Annotated in this window: 16 protein-coding genes, 2 tRNA genes and 1 pseudogene; 14 read left to right on the plus strand and 5 right to left on the minus strand. The window is 71.3% G+C overall.

Annotated elements, in window-relative coordinates; translation table 11 throughout:
* The first annotated feature begins 28 nt into the window (after window positions 1-28).
* From gnd to C8E97_RS01690, 9 genes and pseudogenes are all read left to right on the plus strand, one after another.
* Window positions 29-943 (plus strand): phosphogluconate dehydrogenase (NAD(+)-dependent, decarboxylating), encoded by a 915-nt coding sequence (gnd, locus tag C8E97_RS01655; RefSeq protein WP_121000963.1) that lies wholly within the window; start codon window positions 29-31, stop codon window positions 941-943.
* 6 nt (window positions 944-949) lie between these two features.
* On the plus strand, window positions 950-2,065 hold the full coding sequence (gene recF, locus C8E97_RS01660; protein WP_121000965.1) for a DNA replication/repair protein RecF: 1,116 nt from the start codon (window positions 950-952) through the stop codon (window positions 2,063-2,065).
* A 118-nt stretch (window positions 2,066-2,183) separates the two neighbouring features.
* Complete coding sequence (locus tag C8E97_RS01665) at window positions 2,184-2,684, plus strand: DciA family protein (RefSeq protein WP_342776168.1); 501 nt, start codon at window positions 2,184-2,186, stop codon at window positions 2,682-2,684.
* Window positions 2,685-2,923: 239 nt separating this feature from the next.
* Window positions 2,924-4,894, plus strand: a complete 1,971-nt coding sequence (gyrB, locus tag C8E97_RS01670; RefSeq protein ID WP_121000968.1) for a DNA topoisomerase (ATP-hydrolyzing) subunit B — start codon at window positions 2,924-2,926, stop codon at window positions 4,892-4,894.
* A gap of 46 nt (window positions 4,895-4,940) precedes the next feature.
* Entirely contained in the window at window positions 4,941-7,460 is a 2,520-nt protein-coding gene (gene gyrA, locus C8E97_RS01675) for a DNA gyrase subunit A (protein ID WP_121000970.1), read from the plus strand.
* A 26-nt stretch (window positions 7,461-7,486) separates the two neighbouring features.
* The gene (locus tag C8E97_RS01680) at window positions 7,487-8,248 is read left to right on the plus strand and encodes a DUF3566 domain-containing protein (protein WP_121000972.1); all 762 of its coding nucleotides are present in this window, start codon (window positions 7,487-7,489) and stop codon (window positions 8,246-8,248) included.
* Between the two features lie 71 nt (window positions 8,249-8,319).
* A tRNA-Ile gene (locus C8E97_RS01685) sits at window positions 8,320-8,393 on the plus strand.
* A gap of 35 nt (window positions 8,394-8,428) precedes the next feature.
* A pseudogene (locus C8E97_RS35135) lies at window positions 8,429-8,545 on the plus strand (DLW-39 family protein); the annotation flags it as partial.
* A gap of 38 nt (window positions 8,546-8,583) precedes the next feature.
* Window positions 8,584-8,656, plus strand: a tRNA-Ala gene (locus C8E97_RS01690).
* Window positions 8,657-8,932: 276 nt separating this feature from the next.
* Here the strand turns inward: C8E97_RS01690 and C8E97_RS01695 are convergent.
* The gene (locus C8E97_RS01695) at window positions 8,933-9,358 is read right to left on the minus strand and encodes a DoxX family protein (RefSeq protein WP_121000974.1); all 426 of its coding nucleotides are present in this window, start codon (window positions 9,356-9,358) and stop codon (window positions 8,933-8,935) included.
* Between the two features lie 127 nt (window positions 9,359-9,485).
* Here C8E97_RS01695 and C8E97_RS01700 point away from each other — a divergent pair, with 127 nt between their 5' ends.
* The gene (locus tag C8E97_RS01700; RefSeq protein WP_121000976.1) at window positions 9,486-10,037 is read left to right on the plus strand and encodes a DUF2020 domain-containing protein; all 552 of its coding nucleotides are present in this window, start codon (window positions 9,486-9,488) and stop codon (window positions 10,035-10,037) included.
* A gap of 71 nt (window positions 10,038-10,108) precedes the next feature.
* Here the strand turns inward: C8E97_RS01700 and C8E97_RS01705 are convergent, their stop codons facing one another.
* On the minus strand, window positions 10,109-10,708 hold the full coding sequence (locus C8E97_RS01705; protein ID WP_170211580.1) for a hypothetical protein: 600 nt from the start codon (window positions 10,706-10,708) through the stop codon (window positions 10,109-10,111).
* Window positions 10,709-10,820: 112 nt separating this feature from the next.
* Here C8E97_RS01705 and C8E97_RS01710 point away from each other — a divergent pair, with 112 nt between their 5' ends.
* Complete coding sequence (locus C8E97_RS01710) at window positions 10,821-11,369, plus strand: peptidylprolyl isomerase (RefSeq protein WP_121000980.1); 549 nt, start codon at window positions 10,821-10,823, stop codon at window positions 11,367-11,369.
* A gap of 3 nt (window positions 11,370-11,372) precedes the next feature.
* The gene (locus C8E97_RS01715) at window positions 11,373-12,233 is read left to right on the plus strand and encodes a rhomboid family intramembrane serine protease (protein WP_121000982.1); all 861 of its coding nucleotides are present in this window, start codon (window positions 11,373-11,375) and stop codon (window positions 12,231-12,233) included.
* Window positions 12,234-12,241: 8 nt separating this feature from the next.
* Here C8E97_RS01715 and C8E97_RS01720 read toward each other — a convergent pair whose 3' ends face one another.
* Window positions 12,242-12,655, minus strand: a complete 414-nt coding sequence (locus C8E97_RS01720; RefSeq protein WP_246018604.1) for a PH domain-containing protein — start codon at window positions 12,653-12,655, stop codon at window positions 12,242-12,244.
* 213 nt (window positions 12,656-12,868) lie between these two features.
* Window positions 12,869-13,135: a cell division protein CrgA gene (gene crgA, locus C8E97_RS01725; protein ID WP_121000986.1), complete on the minus strand. Its 267-nt coding sequence runs from the start codon at window positions 13,133-13,135 to the stop codon at window positions 12,869-12,871.
* Between the two features lie 729 nt (window positions 13,136-13,864).
* Between crgA and C8E97_RS36405 the strand changes: the two genes are divergently transcribed.
* Window positions 13,865-15,412, plus strand: a complete 1,548-nt coding sequence (locus C8E97_RS36405) for a class E sortase (protein WP_281275306.1) — start codon at window positions 13,865-13,867, stop codon at window positions 15,410-15,412.
* Window positions 15,412-15,570, plus strand: a complete 159-nt coding sequence (locus C8E97_RS34235) for a hypothetical protein (protein WP_170211582.1) — start codon at window positions 15,412-15,414, stop codon at window positions 15,568-15,570. The genes C8E97_RS36405 and C8E97_RS34235 overlap by 1 nt, the downstream gene beginning before the upstream one ends.
* A 6-nt stretch (window positions 15,571-15,576) precedes the next feature.
* Here the strand turns inward: C8E97_RS34235 and C8E97_RS01740 are convergent, their stop codons facing one another.
* Window positions 15,577-16,923 (minus strand): FAD-dependent oxidoreductase, encoded by a 1,347-nt coding sequence (locus tag C8E97_RS01740; RefSeq protein ID WP_121000990.1) that lies wholly within the window; start codon window positions 16,921-16,923, stop codon window positions 15,577-15,579.
* Between the last annotated feature and the right edge of the window lie 29 nt (window positions 16,924-16,952).

Consider the following 16,952-nt stretch of genomic DNA (forward strand, 5'->3'; position numbering starts at 1 on the left):
CAACCACGAACCAGGGGAGACAACGACCGTGCAGCTCGGACTCGTCGGCCTCGGCAAGATGGGCTTCAACATGCGCGAGCGGATCCGCCGCGCCGGTCACGAGGTGGTCGGCTACGACCGCAACCCGGACGTGACCGACGCCGGGTCGCTCGCCGACCTGGTGGCCAGGCTCGACGCACCGCGCGTGGTGTGGGTGATGGTCCCCGCGGGCGAGGTCACCCGGCGGACCGTCGCCGAGCTGGGCGAGCTGCTCAGCGCGGGCGACCTGGTGATCGACGGCGGCAACTCGCGGTTCACCGACGACGCGAAGAACGCGGAGCTGCTGGGCGCGAAGGGGATCTCGTACCTCGACGCCGGCGTGTCCGGTGGCGTGTGGGGCCTGGAGAACGGCTACGGCCTCATGGTCGGCGGCGAGCCCGAGGACGTCGAGCGGGCGATGCCGATCTTCGACGCGCTGCGGCCCGAGGGCCCGCGCGCCGAGGGGTTCGCGCACGCGGGCAAGGTCGGCGCGGGCCACTTCGCGAAGATGGTCCACAACGGCATCGAGTACGGCCTGATGCAGGCGTACGCCGAGGGCTTCGAGCTGCTGGACGCCTCCGAGCTGGTCAAGGACGTGCCGGCGACGATCAAGGCGTGGCAGCGCGGCACCGTCGTCCGGTCCTGGCTGCTCGACCTGCTGGTCCGCGCGCTGGAGTCGGACCCGGAGCTGGACGACCTGCGCGGCCACGTGGAGGACTCGGGCGAGGGCCGGTGGACCGTCGAGGAGGCGATCAACCACGCGGTGCCCGTGCCGGTGATCTCCGCCGCGCTGTTCGCCCGGTTCGCCTCGCGCCAGGAGGACTCGCCCGCGATGCGCGCGGTCGCCGCGCTGCGCAACCAGTTCGGCGGCCACGCCGTGCAGGCGGCCGGCCCCTCCTCCGGTTCCGGCACCACGCAGAGCTGAGCGCCGTTGTACGTCCGGCACCTACAGGTCGCGGACTTCAGGTCGTGGGAGCAGGCCGACCTGGCGTTCGAGCCGGGGGTGAGCGTGCTGGTCGGGCGCAACGGCCAGGGCAAGACGAACCTGGTCGAGGCGCTGGGCTACGTGGCCACCCTCGGCTCGCACCGCGTGGCCACGGACGCGCCGCTGATCCGGCACGGCGCGGTGCGCGCGGTGGTGCGCGCGGCCGTGGTCAACGAGGGCCGCGAGCTGCTGGTCGAACTGGAGATCACGGCGGGGAAGGCGAACCGCGCGCGGGTCAACCGCGGTCCGGTGCCGCGCCCGCGCGACGTGCTGGGCATCCTGCGCACCGTGCTGTTCGCGCCCGAGGACCTGGCGCTGGTGCGGGGCGACCCCGGTGAGCGGCGGCGGTTCCTGGACGAGCTGCTGACCAGCCGGTCGCCCCGGTACGCGGGGGTGCGCGCCGACTACGACCGGGTGCTCCGGCAGCGCGGCGCGCTGTTGAAGAGCATCCGGTCGGTGCGGTCGGCCGACCTGGGCACGCTCGACGTGTGGGACGGGCACCTGGCCCGGCACGGCGCGGAGCTGTTGGCCGGCCGGCTGGACCTGGTGGCGGGCATCGCGCCGCACGTGGGCCGGTCGTACGCGGACGTGGCGCCCGAGTCGAGGCCCGCCCGGATCGCGTACCGGTCGAGCCTGGGCGACGCCTTCCCGGACGCGCACGACCCGGAGGCGCTGGAGGCGGCGTTGCTGGCGGAGTTGCAGCGGGTGCGGGCGCAGGAGATCGAGCGCGGCGTGTGCCTGGTCGGACCGCACCGCGACGACCTCGACCTGGTGCTCGGCGACCTGCCCGCGAAGGGGTACGCCAGTCACGGTGAGTCATGGTCGTTCGCCTTGGCGCTGCGGCTCGGTGGGTACGAGATGCTGCGCGCCGAGGGGTCGGAACCGGTGCTCGTGCTGGACGACGTGTTCGCCGAGCTGGACCGCGGCCGGCGGCGGCAACTGGCGAAGGTGGCCGCGGCGGCGGAGCAGGTGCTGATCACCGCGGCGGTCGCCGAGGACGTGCCGGAGGAACTGGAAGGCGTGCGGTTCGAGGTCCGCGACGGGGAGGTCCGCCGTGCCTGATGATGCCCCCCGAATGGGTGTGATGGGCAGCACAACTGGGGACAACCCTGTGGATGGTGTGGATAACTCACCCCCCGCAGGGGACATATCCACACCCGAGACCGCTCCGGCGGGCGGGTTGAAGGGCTCGGACCTCGCCCGCGCCGCCCTGGAGGCCGCTCGCGCGTCGGCCAAGGAACGCGGCTCGCGGGTCGTCCGCGGGACCGGCCAGGGCGCCGTCGCCCGCCGCCGTCGCCGGCGGTGGTCCGGTCCCGGCCCCGACGACCGCGACCCCCAGCCGCTGGGTCGCCTGGCCTCGCGCATCGCCGCGGAGCGCGGCTGGGCCGAGCGGCTGGCGGGCGGTCAGGTCTTCGCGCGGTGGGGCGCGCTGGTCGGCGAGGACGTCGCCGAGCACGCGCAGCCGGTCGCGTTCGGTGACGGCGAGCTGACCGTCCAGGCCGACTCGACGGCGTGGGCGACGCAGCTCCGGCTGCTCCAGCGCGAGCTGCTCAAGCGCATCGCGGCGGGCGTCGGCGACGGCGTCGTCCAGCGGCTGAAGGTGCAGGGCCCGGCGGCCCCGAGCTGGCGCTACGGCCCCAGGCACGTTCCGGGACGCGGGCCACGTGACACCTACGGGTGAGACTCGCCAGGGCGTCAGCGGCGATCCTGTGGCGCGGTGAGCGCTCACCAGCCGATTTCCACCCCTGACACCGCCGGACGGACCCTTACCTCTTCACTTCGGCCCGTCTGTGAGCAAATCAGAGGTGTCCTTGGTGGGTTTCTGGCCGACTCGCCCAGTAGAATCGTGGGGTACAGCGTGACCGCAGCGTCGCACCCTCCGGTGCCGAGTCGCTTGACGTCCGAGGAGACACCAGGCCCGTGGCAGCCAAGAAGAATGAGTACAGCGCGTCTTCGATCACCGTCCTGGAGGGCTTGGAGGCCGTCCGCAAGCGGCCGGGCATGTACATCGGGTCCACCGGCGAGCGCGGCCTGCACCACCTGATCCAGGAGGTCGTGGACAACTCCGTCGACGAGGCGATGGCCGGTTACGCGACGGTGGTCGACGTGACGCTGCTGGCCGACGGCGGCATCCGGGTGATCGACGACGGTCGCGGCATCCCGGTCGGGATGCACCCGGTGGAGCAGAAGCCCACCCTGGAGGTGGTGCTGACCAAGCTCCACGCGGGCGGCAAGTTCGACAGCGACTCCTACGCGGTGTCCGGCGGCCTGCACGGCGTCGGCATCTCCGTGGTGAACGCGCTGTCGACCGCGATCGACGTGGAGGTCAAGACCGACGGTTTCACGTGGAACCAGCGCTACGAGGCCAGCAAGCCCGCGCACGAGCTGCGCAAGGGCGCGCCGACCGACGAGACCGGCACGTCCATCACGTTCTGGGCGGACCCGGCGATCTTCGAGACCACCGAGTACAACATCGAGACCATCGCGCGCCGGTTGCAGGAGATGGCGTTCCTGAACAAGGGGCTCACCATCATCCTGCGCGACGAGCGCGTGCAGGAGTCCGACGAGGAGGCCGACGCCGAGGGCCACGTCGCGGCCGTGCGCGAGCGCACCTTCCACTACCCCGGCGGCCTGGAGGACTTCGTCCGCCACATCAACCACACCCGCGAGGCCGTGCACCAGAAGGTCGTCTCGTTCGAGGCCAAGGGCGAGGACCTCGAGGTCGAGGTCGCGATGCAGTGGAACACCGGCTACACCCCGTCGGTGTACACGTTCGCCAACACGATCAACACCCACGAGGGCGGCACGCACGAGGAGGGCTTCCGCGCCGCGCTGACCCGCGTGGTCAACGAGTACGCGCGCGAGAAGAAGCTGCTCAAGGAGAAGGACTCCAACCTCACCGGCGACGACATCCGCGAGGGCCTCGCGGCGATCATCTCGGTGAAGCTCAAGGAGCCCCAGTTCGAGGGCCAGACGAAGACCAAGCTGGGCAACAGCGAGGCCAAGTCGTTCGTGCAGAAGTCCACCAACGAGCACCTGGCCGACTGGTTCGAGCGTCACCCGAACGAGGCCAGGACCATCGTCACCAAGGCCGTGTCCTCGGCCCAGGCCCGCATCGCCGCGCGCAAGGCCCGCGAACTGGTCCGCCGCAAGGGCGCGCTGGACATCGGCGGCCTGCCCGGCAAGCTCAAGGACTGCCGCTCCACCAACCCGGAGGAGTGCGAGATCTACGTCGTGGAGGGCGACTCCGCGGGCGGCTCGGCCAAGGAGGGCCGGGACTCCATGTTCCAGGCGATCCTGCCGATCCGGGGCAAGATCATCAACGTGGAGAAGGCGCGCATCGACCGCGTGCTGAAGAACAACGAGGTCCAGGCGCTGATCACCGCGCTCGGCACCGGCATCCACGACGAGTTCGACCTGACCAAGCTGCGCTACCACAAGATCGTGCTGATGGCCGACGCCGACGTGGACGGCCAGCACATCCGCACCCTGCTCCTCACCCTGCTGTTCCGCTTCATGCGCCCGCTGATCGAGCACGGCCACGTGTACCTCGCGCAGCCGCCGCTGTACAAGATCAAGTGGCAGCGCGCGGAACCGGAGTACGCCTACTCCGACCGCGAGCGGGACGGCCTCATCCAGCAGGGCCTCGCGGCGGGCAAGAAGATCGGCAAGGACGACAACATCCAGCGGTACAAGGGCCTCGGCGAGATGAACGCCGAGGAGCTGTGGGAGACCACGATGGACCCTGCCCACCGGGTGCTGCTCCAGGTCACGATGGACGACGCGGCCACCGCCGACGAGCTGTTCAGCGTGCTGATGGGCGAGGACGTCGAGGCGCGGCGCTCGTTCATCACCCGCAACGCCAAGGGCGTGCGGTTCCTGGACGTCTGAGCGCACCCGCCAGTCCACCCACGCCGGCCGACAGGAAAGAAGAACCGTGACTGAGACGACGCTGCCTCCGAGCGGGGGAGACCGCACCGAGCCGCGCGACATCCAGCAGGAGATGCAGAACTCGTACATCGACTACGCGATGAGCGTGATCGTGGGACGAGCGCTGCCCGACGTGCGCGACGGCCTCAAGCCCGTCCACGTGCGCGTCCTGTACTCGATGTACGACTCCGGCTTCCGCCCCGACCGCAGCTACAACAAGTGCGCCCGCGTGGTCGGCGACGTGATGGGCAACTACCACCCGCACGGCGACTCGGCGATCTACGACGCGCTGGTCCGCCTCGCCCAGCCGTGGGCGCTGCGCTACCCGCTGATCGACGGCCAGGGCAACTTCGGCTCCCAGGGCAACGACCCGGCCGCCGCCATGCGGTACACCGAGTGCCGGCTCACGCCGCTGGCCATGCACATGCTCGCGGACATCGAGGAAGAGACGGTCGACTTCCGCGACAACTACGACGGCCGCATCCAGGAGCCGACGGTCCTGCCGTCGCGCGTCCCGAACCTGCTGATCAACGGCTCGTCCGGCATCGCGGTCGGCATGGCGACCAACATCCCGCCGCACAACCTGCGCGAGGTCGCCGACGGTGTCGTCTGGGCGCTGGACAACCCCGACGCGTCCGACGAGGAGACGCTGGAGGCGATGATCGCCCGCATCAAGGGCCCGGACTTCCCGACCTACGGGCAGATCCTGGGCACGGCGGGCATCGAGGACGCGTACCGGACCGGCCGCGGCTCGGTGAAGATGCGCGCGGTCGTGGACGTGGACGAGGACGCCAAGGGGCGGACGATCCTGGTCGTCAGCGAGCTGCCCTACCAGGTGAACCCGGACAACCTGGTGGAGAACATCGCGAACCTGGTGCGCGACCAGAAGCTCACCGGCATCGCGAACATCGCCGACGAGTCCAACCGCCGCTCGGGCATGCGGATCGTGATCACGCTCAAGCGGGACGCGGTCGCCAAGGTCGTGCTGAACAACCTCTACAAGCACACCCAGCTCCAGTACTCGTTCGGCGTGAACATGCTGTCGCTGGTCGACGGGGTGCCGCGCACGCTGCGCCTGGACCAGATGATCCGGCACTACGTGAAGCACCAGATCGAGGTCATCGTCCGGCGCACGCGCTTCCGGCTGCGCAAGGCCGAGGAGCGGGCCCACGTCCTGCGCGGCCTGGTCAAGGCGCTGGACCAGCTCGACGCGGTGATCGCCCTGATCCGCCGGTCGGACACGCCGGACGTGGCGCGCACCGGCCTGATGGAGCTGCTGGCGGTCGACGAGATCCAGGCGAACGCGATCCTGGAGATGCAGCTGCGCCGCCTGGCCGCCCTGGAGCGGCAGAAGATCATCGACCAGCTGGCCGAGATCGAGCTGGAAATCGCGGACTTCAAGGACATCCTCGACAAGCCGGAGCGGCAGCGCGCGATCGTGCGCGAGGAGCTGCTGGCGATCGTCGACAAGCACGGCGACGACCGGCGCACCCGGATCGTGCCGTTCGACGGCGACGTGTCGATGGAGGACCTGATCGCGGTCGAGGACGTCGTCGTCACGATCACCCGGACGGGTTACGCGAAGCGCACCAAGACCGACCTGTACCGCTCGCAGAAGCGGGGCGGCAAGGGCGTCCAGGGCGCGCAGCTCAAGCAGGACGACATCGTGCAGCACTTCTTCGTGTGCTCCACGCACGACTGGATCCTGTTCTTCACCAACAAGGGCCGGGTGTACCGGGCGAAGGCGTACGAGCTGCCCGAGGCGAACCGCAACGCCCGCGGGCAGCACGTGGCGAACCTCCTGGCGTTCCAGCCGGAGGAGGAGATCGCCCAGGTCATCCAGATCAAGAACTACGAGGTCGCGCCCTACCTGGTGCTCGCCACCAAGAAGGGCCTGGTGAAGAAGTCCAAGCTGTCGGACTTCGACTCCAACCGCTCGGGCGGCCTGATCGGGATCAACCTGCGCGACGACGACGAGCTGGTGGGCGCCGTGCTCTGCTCGGCGGACGACGACCTGCTCCTGGTGTCGGCGGACGGCCAGTCCATCCGGTTCCACGCGAGCGACGAGGCGCTGCGGCCGATGGGCCGGGCCACGTCCGGTGTCCTGGGCATGCGGTTCAACAGCGGTGACGAGCTGCTGTCGATGGGTGTCGTCCAGGAGGGTCTGTTTGTTTTGGTGGCGACCGACGGCGGGTACGCCAAGCGCACGCCGATCGAGGACTACCCGGTGCAGGGTCGTGGTGGCAAGGGTGTGTTGACCATCCAGCACGACCGGCGTCGTGGGAGGCTTGTCGGCGCGCTCATCGTCGACGTGGACGACGAGCTGTACGCCATCACCTCCTCGGGCGGGGTCATCCGGACCAGCGCCGTGGAGGTGCGCAAAGCGGGCAGGCAGACGAAGGGCGTCCGGTTGATGAACCTCGGCGAGGGGACCACTCTGATCGCGGTGGCACGCAACGCCGACGAGGCCGGAGACGTCCCCAATGGTGACGGCGGGGACCAGGCCGAGGCCGAGCCTGCCAACTAGCGCGAACGAGAGGTTGAGGACAGCTCGTGACCACACCCGAGAAGCCAGAGGACAAGACCGCGGTGATCACCCGGCCGGGGGCCGGGGCGACACCTGAGCAGCCGACGGCGCAGACCTCATCGGGTGCCGATACGACACCGGACCAGGAGGCGCCGGCCGCGCCGCCGCCCTGGCAGCGGGTGACGAGCGACGCCCAGTACGGCGAGGCGCGGCAGGTGGGACCGGGCGACCCGGCCCCGGAGCAGCCGGGGGAGGCCGGTGCGCAGCAGCCCGCGTACCCGGCCTCCGACCCGGACACGGTGGCGGTGGCCCGACCGGCGATCACCGGGACGGCCACGCCGCCGGGCGGCAGCCGGACGTCGGTCAACCTCGGCGCCGCGAACGGGCGGTCCGCGTCGCCCGGTTCCGCGCGCCGGCCCGGTCGCGGTCCGCGGCGCGCGAGCCTCCAGGTGAAGCGCGTCGACCCGTGGTCGGTGCTGAAGCTGGCGCTGGTGCTGAGCGTGGCGCTGTTCTTCGTGTGGCTGGTGGCGGTCGGCGTGCTGTACGGCGTGCTGAACGGCATGGGCGTGTGGGACAAGATCAACAACACCGCCAACGACCTGCTCCAGGGCAACGAGTCGTCGGGCGACCCGCTGATCAGCGCCGGGCGCGTGTTCGGCGTGGCGGCGGTCGTCGGCGCGGTCAACATCGTGCTGTTCACCGCGTTGGCGACGGTCGGCGCGTTCGTCTACAACGTGTCGGCCGACCTCGCGGGCGGCCTGGAGGTGACCCTGTCCGAGCGGGAGTGACGGACGGGTGGGGCACCCCCCAATTTGGGGCCACGACAGCGGATCGTGTACTGTTGCCGTCGTTGCCCCGAGGGCCTATAGCTCAGGCGGTTAGAGCGCTTCACTGATAATGAAGAGGTCGGAGGTTCAAGTCCTCCTAGGCCCACCGGAAGTTTCGCAGGATTGCAGAGGGGAACTGCTGTGAAGAAGATCATCGCACTTGTCGCCGTCGCCGGTGCGGTTCTGTTCTTCGTCAAGCGCAACCGCTCGGCCAAGGCCGACGCGGACCTGTGGCGCGAGGCCACCGCTCCGACCGACTGAACCCGCGAGGGCGGTACGCTGCCGACCCTCGTGCGGGGGACGTAGCTCAATTGGCAGAGCACCGCCTTTGCAAGGCGGGGGTTAGGGGTTCGATTCCCCTCGTCTCCACGAGTCGATGGGCGAGGTGTGTTCGCGGAGAGCGCGAACCGCCTCGCCTCGTTGCGTTTTCCGGGGGTGCAACCCCCGGACCCCGCCCGGCGGGCTTCCGCCCCCGGACCCCCGTCCGAGGGCTTCGCCCCGGACCTCCCCGGCGTGGTCGGGTCTCGTCGTCGGCTGTGGCCGGGTCGGGGGGTGCCGGCCTGGCCGCTTCCCCTGGGTGGGCTTGAGGTGTGGCGAAGGGGCACCGCACTGGTGTGCGGTGCCCCTTCGCGTTGGTCGTGTTGGTCAGGCGTTGGCCAGGGATGACGACCGGTGGTGTTGCTTGCGGGCCGCGATCACCTTGTCCAGCGCCCAGGCGCCCGGACCGGTGAACACCAGGAGCAGGAAGGCCCAGGAGTACACGGCGGCGAGTTCGCCCTTGTTCTGGATGGGCAGCAGCCCGTCCGGCTGGTGCACCACGAAGTACGCGTACGCCATCGCCCCCGACGAGATCAGGGCGGCGACGCGCGTCCCGAGGCCGATGGCGATCAGCGCGCCGCCGACCAGCTCGATCAGCCCGGCCGGTCCCGCCGGCCAGGAGGTGATCGGGACCGTGCCCGTGGCTCCCAGCACGCCGAACAGCTTCTGTGCCCCGTGGCACATGAACAGCACGCCGATGACGATCCGGAAGAGCGCGAGGGCGTGGTCACGACCGCGGTCAATGACGTTCATCTTGGGTCAGTCCTCACATCGCAGGGCGGCCTGGCAGGGGTAAGGCCAACCTAACCGTGATGACGTTACGTGCCTAGGCCGTCACCCTGTCGATTCGCTGTTGGAATTCTGATTGACTGACGGCCCTATGAACCGAGCGCTGCGTAATGCCCTGTCGTCCCTGCTGGTCCTCGGCGCACTGACCGCGTGCGGCTCGGCGGACCCGACCGTCCCGACCCCGACCACGGCGAAGAGCGCCCCGGCGACGCAGTCGACCGCCGCCCCGGCCGGACCGCCGCCCGTGCCGCAGCCGACCGCTGATGGGACGTGTCCTTATCTGGCGTCCGCGTTCGTCGCCGAGGCCAACGGGCAGTTGGTGCGCAAGACCCGGCTGTCCGCGGACCAACCGGACCCGGCCTGCTTCTTCTACGCGAACGCCGAGGACGTGCAGTTGTCCGTGTGGGTGTTCCACGGGGACGCGAAAACGGCGAAGGCCGTGGTGGACCGGGCCGCGCCGGTCGCCGACTCCAGCCCGGCGAGCGCGCCCGACGGGTGGGTGGGCGGGTCGCTGGCGGGTGCGGAGGGCGCGGTCTACGCGGTCGCCAAGGAGGGTGACGCGGTGGTCGTGACGAGCAACCAGAAGCAGACCATCAAGGCGCGGCGGATCGCCGAGACCGTGATCGGCAACCTGGGCCTGTAGCCGGTGACGTGCGGCCGCGCCCACCTCCGGCGTTCGGGGGCGGGCGCGGGACGGGTTCCTGCCGGGGACGCCTAGCGGCGGTCGGTGACGCTCTCGTCGGCGACCCGGCCGTTGCGGGCGGCGTGCTCCGCGGTGGTGGTGCCGCGCGGCGTCGGCTCGGCGGCCTCGGTCTCGTCCACCTCCTCCAGGTGCACCTCCTCGGGCCTGCGGGTCAGCGCCACGTAACCGGCGACCAGGCCGGCCACGAGGATGCCGAGCACCCACGGCCACCGGCGGCGCGGTGGCCGCTGCGCCGCCGCGTAGTCCTTGCGCGCCTGCTTGGCGGCCTTGCGCACGTCCTTCGCGCGCGACTTCGCCTCCTTGCGGGCGCGCTCGGTGGCCTTGACGACGTCCTTGCGGACGCCCTTGGCCTTCTTCGCGAGCTGCTTGCGCCTCTTCCGGGTGGACTTCTCCACCTCTTCGGCCTTCTCGACCAGCAGGCCCGCGCGATCCGCCACGACACCGCGCAGGTGGTCGGCCGTGACGCCGCGCTCGGCGAGCTTCTCCTCCGCCCGCCCCGCCCACGTGACGGCGGTGTCCGCACCCACCTGACCTGCGCGGACCGCGCCGCGGCGAACGGCGCGCAGGCCCGTGCCGACCGCCTTGCCCACCGACTCCCCGGCTCGGGTCATGGCGTCCACCTCATCCATATCGCGCTCCACAAGCTGTCGGCCAGTCACGCCCAGGCAATACCCATCCTGCCCCTTCCCGAACCCCCCGGCCCCCGGATGGCACGATGGAGGAGTGGCAGACAGCAACGACTCGCTCGTCGGGACCAAGGTGACGGCGACCCTGCACACCTCGCAGGGCGACATCCGCATCAACCTCTTCCCCGACCACGCTCCCAAGACGGTGGCGAACTTCGTCGGCCTGGCGGAGGGGACCAAGGACTACACCGAGGCCAACGCGCGCGGGGAGGCCACCGGACCGTTCTACGACGGGGCGATCTTCCACCGCGTCATCGCGGGCTTCATGCTCCAGGGCGGTGACCCCACCGGCACCGGCCGCGGCGGCCCCGGCTACAAGTTCGCCGACGAGTTCCACCCGGAGCTCCAGTTCAACAAGCCCTACCTGCTGGCGATGGCGAACTCCGGGCCCAACTCGAACGGGTCGCAGTTCTTCATCACGGTCGCGCCGACCACGTGGCTGAACTTCAAGCACACCATCTTCGGCGAGGTCGCCGACCAGGACTCGATCAACGTCGTGAACGCGATCGGCAACGCGCCGACCGGCGCGGGCGACCGCCCGCTCACCGACGTCGTGATCGAGAAGGTCTCGATCGAGCGCGGCTGAGCCGTGACCGAACCCGTCCCGCCCGGTGACCCGGTCGGCGCCGCCGCCTGCGCGCGGCACCCCGACCGGGTCACCGGGCTGCGGTGCACCCGGTGCGAGCGGCCCGCGTGCCCCGAGTGCCTGCGCGAGGCGTCCGTCGGCTACCAGTGCGTCGACTGCGTGTCCGAGGGTCGGCGCGGGGTCCGCACGGCGCGCACGTTCGTCGGCGCGGAGTTCTCGTCGCGCACGGTCGTGACGCCGGTGCTGATCGCGGTGAACGTCCTGCTGTTCGCCCTGACGGCGGTGCAGGCGTCCAGCGTGGTGAGCAACGCGCGCTCGCCGCTGTTCGCCGACCTGGTCCTGTGGCCGGTCGGGGTGTACTTCGGCGAGTGGTGGCGGCTGGTCACGTCCGGGTTCCTGCACTTCGGGCCCGCGCACCTGGCGCTGAACATGATCGCCCTGTACGTGCTGGGCCGCGACCTGGAGCCGGTGTTCGGCAAGGTCCGGTTCCTGGCCGTCTACCTCGTGTCGCTGCTGGGCGGCGGGGTCGCGGTGTACCTGTTCGGCGGGGTGGACACGCCCGTCGCGGGCGCGTCCGGCGCGGTCTACGGCCTGATGGGCGCGATGCTTGTGGCCGTGCTGCGGTTGAAGCTCAACCCAGGCTCGGCGCTCGGCGTCATCGCCCTGAACCTCGTGCTCAGCTTCACCCTGCCGGGTATCTCGCTGCTCGGGCACCTGGGCGGGCTGGTCGTGGGCGCGGCGGTGACGGCCGGGCTGGTCTACGCGCCGCCGGCCAGGCGCGACCTGTGGCAGGGCGTGGCGGTGGGTGCGGCGTTCGCGCTGCTGGTCGTGATGGCGTTCGTGCGCACCGCGCAGCTCGGTTAGGCGGGTCGTCAGGGGCGCAGGGCGTGCAGCACGTCGGCGACGTCGCGCGGGTCGGCGCCGAGGTCCATCGGGGTGAGGACGAACAGCTGCTCGTCGTCGCCCTGCTGCCAGTCCAGCTCCAGGGTCGCGACCTCGCGGCCGAGGCGGCGGGTGTGGACGAGCTTCACCTTCACCTGGTGCCACGGCAGGTGGCGGCGGCCCGTCACGGTGCGGACGGTCAGGCCGGTGTCGTCGGCGGTGAGCTTCGGCCGGACGAACGTGCCGTAGGCGGCCAGGGCGAGCAGGAAGGCGGTCGCCGTGCCGAGGAAGAGCCTGGTGGTGGGTTCGGGGCCGAGGACGGCGAAGACGAGCGACGTCGCGGCCAGCAGCCAGGCGAGGGCCACGACGGCCGGTCGCGGCGACCAGGAACGGGGTGGGGTCACGCCGTCGAGTGTTCCGCATGTGGACAACTGGAGTGCTCTACCGGGGCTTGTGCAAAATGGCGCAAAGTTGTCCACAGGAGTTGTCCCCAATGGGGATGAGTTACATCCCTGTGCTTCGGTGACGGACAGGTGAAGCGGGTGAACTCGGGGTTGACGTGCGACGGCCCGGACGCGTGCACGTCCGGGCCGTCCGCCACTCGGCGTAGTGCGTGGTCAGCGCCACCGCATCGTCATCAGCAGCCCGATGATCATCAGGGCGAACCCGACGCCGAAGTTCCAGCTCCCGAGGTCCGACATCACCGGGACCTTCTCGCCCGCGATGTAGTTGACCACCAGCCAGGCCAGGCCGAGGAGCATCATGCCGAGCATCACGGCGATGTAGACCGGATGCGACGGACCCGCCGCTTTCACCTTCACGGGGGTGCGGCGATCGGCCGGCGCCGTGTAGACGGCCTTCTTGCGGACCTTGGACTTGGGCATGCTGTCCTCGCCTGACGGGGTGGATGAGCCTCCAGTGGCGCGGGTTCACGCCCACTGCTGGATGAACACGTTAACGTAACCGAGCAGGTCGCTGAAGCACTGCGTAGTTCTGGCACGTTCGGACCGGGAGGTTTTTCGGTGAGCTACGACCCGCCCCCGCCGCAAGGCGGCCCGTCGGGCCCGCCGCCGGGACGGCCGCCTCGGCCCAGGCCAGGGCCGCCGCGACCGCTGCCGCCGCCGCCACCGCCGGACGAGGAGCCGCCGCGGACGCCGCCCGGCGGCTGGGACGCGCCTTCGGCACGCCCGCGCACGCCGCCGCGCGGTCAGCCCCGGTCGGGTGACCCCGGGCACGAGCCGCCGGCGCCCCGCCACCTCGATCCGGGTCCGCCGCGCCACGCCGAGCCGGTGGTCCCGCGCCACCCCGACGGCCCGCCCTTCGGCGAGCCGGCCCCGCGCCGCGGCGACGCGCCGGCCGCCCGGCACGGCGAACCGGTGACGCCGCGCCGCGGCGACGGTCCGGCGTACGGCGATGCCGCGCCTCGGTACGCGGACGGTCCGGCCTACAGCGATCCCGTGCCGCGCCGTGGCGATGTCCCCGGGTACGACGAGCGGGCACTGCGTCATGGCGACGGCCCGGTCCACGAGGAGCACGTGCCACGCCGTGGCGATGTCCCGGTGTACGACGAGCGGGTGCCACGCCGTGGCGATGTCCCGGTGTACGACGAGCGGGTGCCACGCCGTGGCGATGTCCCGGTGTACGACGAGCGGGTGCCGCGTCATGGCGGTGAGCCTGCCTTCGACGAGCGGCCGCCCCGGTACGCGGGCGGCCCAGCCCACGGTGAGCCGCCCGGGCACGGGCAGCCCGCGCCGCGCCGCGGCGACCCGTCGGCGCCCCGGCCCTACGCGCCGCCGGACCGCGCGCCCGGTGGTCGCGTGCCGGGACCGGGCACCGGTCCCGGCGGGTTCCGCCGCCCGCCCGTCGACGGGCCGGACCCGGCCGCGCGCGGCGGTGACCTGTCCTCGCTCGGCCGCCGCCTGAACGGCGAGCCCGACCCCGGCTTCCGCGGTGATGCCGGCCGCCTCGACGCGGGCCGCCCCGACGCCGGCCGTCCCGACCTCGGCCGGGGCGAGCCGGCCAGGGCCGAGGGCGAGCCGCCCGCGCGCAGGCACCGCGGCGGCCCGCCACCCGCCGCCGAGGCCACCCGCTACACGAACGCGTTCTCCGGCAGCCTCCCGCCGCCTCCCGCCGCGCCGCCGCGCCCCGCGCGCCCCCGGCCCGTCGATCCGCCCACCGAGGTCATCGAACCGGTGGAGGACGTCTACGAGGACGAGTACGACGACTACGACGAGTACTACGACGAAGCCGAAGAGGAGACGCGGAACCGGGCGGACGACCGCGCCGGCGGCGCCCACGACCGCGACGACCACGGCGACGAGGACCGTGGCCGCGACGACCGTGACGACCCGCCGCCGCCGGCCGACAGCAGGGCGCGCAAGGCCGTCCGCACGACGGGCGAGCTGCTGATCACGGCGGGACTGGTGATCCTGCTGTTCGTCGTCTACGAGGTCTACGTCACCGACCTCATCTCGGCGGGCAAGCAGGACGACGCGACCCACGCCCTGGACGAGCAGTGGAACGCCAACACCGTCGAGTCCGCCGACCCCCGGCGCGAGGCCAAGTACGACCTGGTCGAGGGCCAGGCGTTCGCCAAGATGTACATCCCGGTGTTCGGGCCGGACTACAAGTTCTCCGTGGTCGAGGGCACCACCGACAAGCACCTGGAGATCGGGCCCGGTCACTACGTGAACACCGCGCTGCCGGGCAACCCCGGCAACTTCGCCGTCGCCGGGCACCGGGTCGGCAAGGGCGCGCCGTTCAACGACCTGGACCTGATGAACTCCTGCGACGCGATCGTGGTCGAGACGCAGTCGCACTGGTTCGTCTACCGGATGCTGCCCAAGTCGGGCGAGGTCGCCGGCTGGGCGCAGGGCCCGAAGGCCAAGGACCCGAAGTGCGCGCAGGTGGCGCCGCTGGGCGGCGCCTACGACAAGACGGTCGGCCAGGAGATCGTGCTGCCCTCGCAGGGCGAGGTGATCAACGCGATCCCGCACGTCACCGGCGCGGCCACGCCCGAGGCGCAGCAGGCGGCGCTGATGACGCTGACCACCTGCCACCCCCGGTTCTCGGACAAGCAGCGGCTCATCGTGCACGCGGTGCTGACGCAGTCCTACCCCAAGGCGCCCGGTTTCGTGCCCGCCGAGCTGAAGGAGCAGTGATGTACGGCTGGATCTGGCGCCACCTCCCCGGCCCGCTGCCGGTGCGCGTCCTGGAGGCCCTGGTGCTCGTGGCCGGGGTGGTGGCGCTGCTGATGTTCGTCGTGTTCCCGTGGGCCGAGCCGAAGCTGCCGTTCAACAACGTGACGACCGGCCAGTAGGGCGGGTCAGGACCGGGAGACGTCCGTCATGGTCTTCCGGTCCACGACCTTGATCCGCTCCCGGCCCCGCTCGACGCCGAGGGCGATCTCGTGCGCGTCGAGCTTGCGCCAACCGTCGACGGTGGTGAACGGCACGGCGCGCTGCTCCAGGAAGCGCACCACGGCGTCCGGGTCGGCCACCGGCGCGGCGGGCAGGCCGGGCGCGTCCGCGAGCAGGCTGGTCACGGTCTCCAGCGCGTCGCCCTTGGTGTGGCCGATGAGGCCGATCGGGCCGCGCTTGATCCAGCCGGTGACGTAGACGCCGGGCAGCGCTTGGTCGTCCAGGTCGAGCACGCGGCCCGCCTGGTGCGGCACGGTGCCCGAGGTGTGGTCGAACGGCAGGTCGGGCAGGTGCGTGGACAGGTAGCCGACGGCCCGGTACACGGCCTGCACGGGCCAGTCGGTGAACTCGCCGGTGCCCGTGACGCCGCCGTCGCCGACCAGCTCCATCCGCTCGGTCCGCAGGCCGGTGACCGCGCCGTCCGCGCCGACGACCTCGACCGGCGCCTCCAGGAAGTGCAGGTGCAGCCGGCGCGGCCGGTCGCCGACGTCGCGGATCGCCCACTCCTGGAGGGTCTTGACGACCATCTCGACCTGCTTGTTGGACCGGATGGCCGCCATGCTGGCCGCGCAGAAGTCGATGCCCTCCGGGTGCACGATGACCTCGACGTTCGGCGAGTGGTCGAGTTCGCGCAGCTCCAACGGGGTGAACTTGGCCTGGGCGGGCCCGCGCCTGCCGAACACGTGCACGTCGGTGACCGGGCTGGCCTTCAGGCCCTCGTACACGTTGTCCGGGATCTCGGTGGTGAGCAGCTCGTCCGCGGTCTTGGCGAGGATGCGGGCGACGTCGAGCGCGACGTTGCCGACGCCGAGCACGGCGACCTGGGACGCGGTCAGCGGCCAGGTGCGCGGCACGTCGGGGTGGCCGTCGTACCAGGACACGAAGTCGGCCGCGCCGTAGGAGCCGTCGAGGTCGATGCCGGGGATGTCCAGCGGCCGGTCCTTCTCCGCGCCCGTGGAGAAGATGACGGCGTCGTAGAATTGGCGGAGGTCGTCCAGCTTCACGTCCACGCCGTACTCGACGTTGCCGAAGAAGCGGATCTCCGGGCGGTCGAGCACGCGCTGGAGGGCGTTGACGATGCCCTTGATGCGCGGGTGGTCGGGCGCGACGCCGTACCGGATCAGGCCGTAGGGCGCGGGCATCCGCTCGAACAGGTCGATCGAGACGTCGGCCTCCGACTTGACGAGGGTGTCGGCGGCGTAGATCCCCGCCGGGCCGGCGCCGACGACGGCGACGCGCAGTGAACGTGTCATACTTATAGGTTAGGTGAGCCTAAGCTCAC

The sequence above is a fragment of the Saccharothrix australiensis genome, from assembly GCF_003634935.1.
Classification (GTDB): Bacteria; Actinomycetota; Actinomycetes; order Mycobacteriales; family Pseudonocardiaceae; genus Actinosynnema; species Actinosynnema australiense.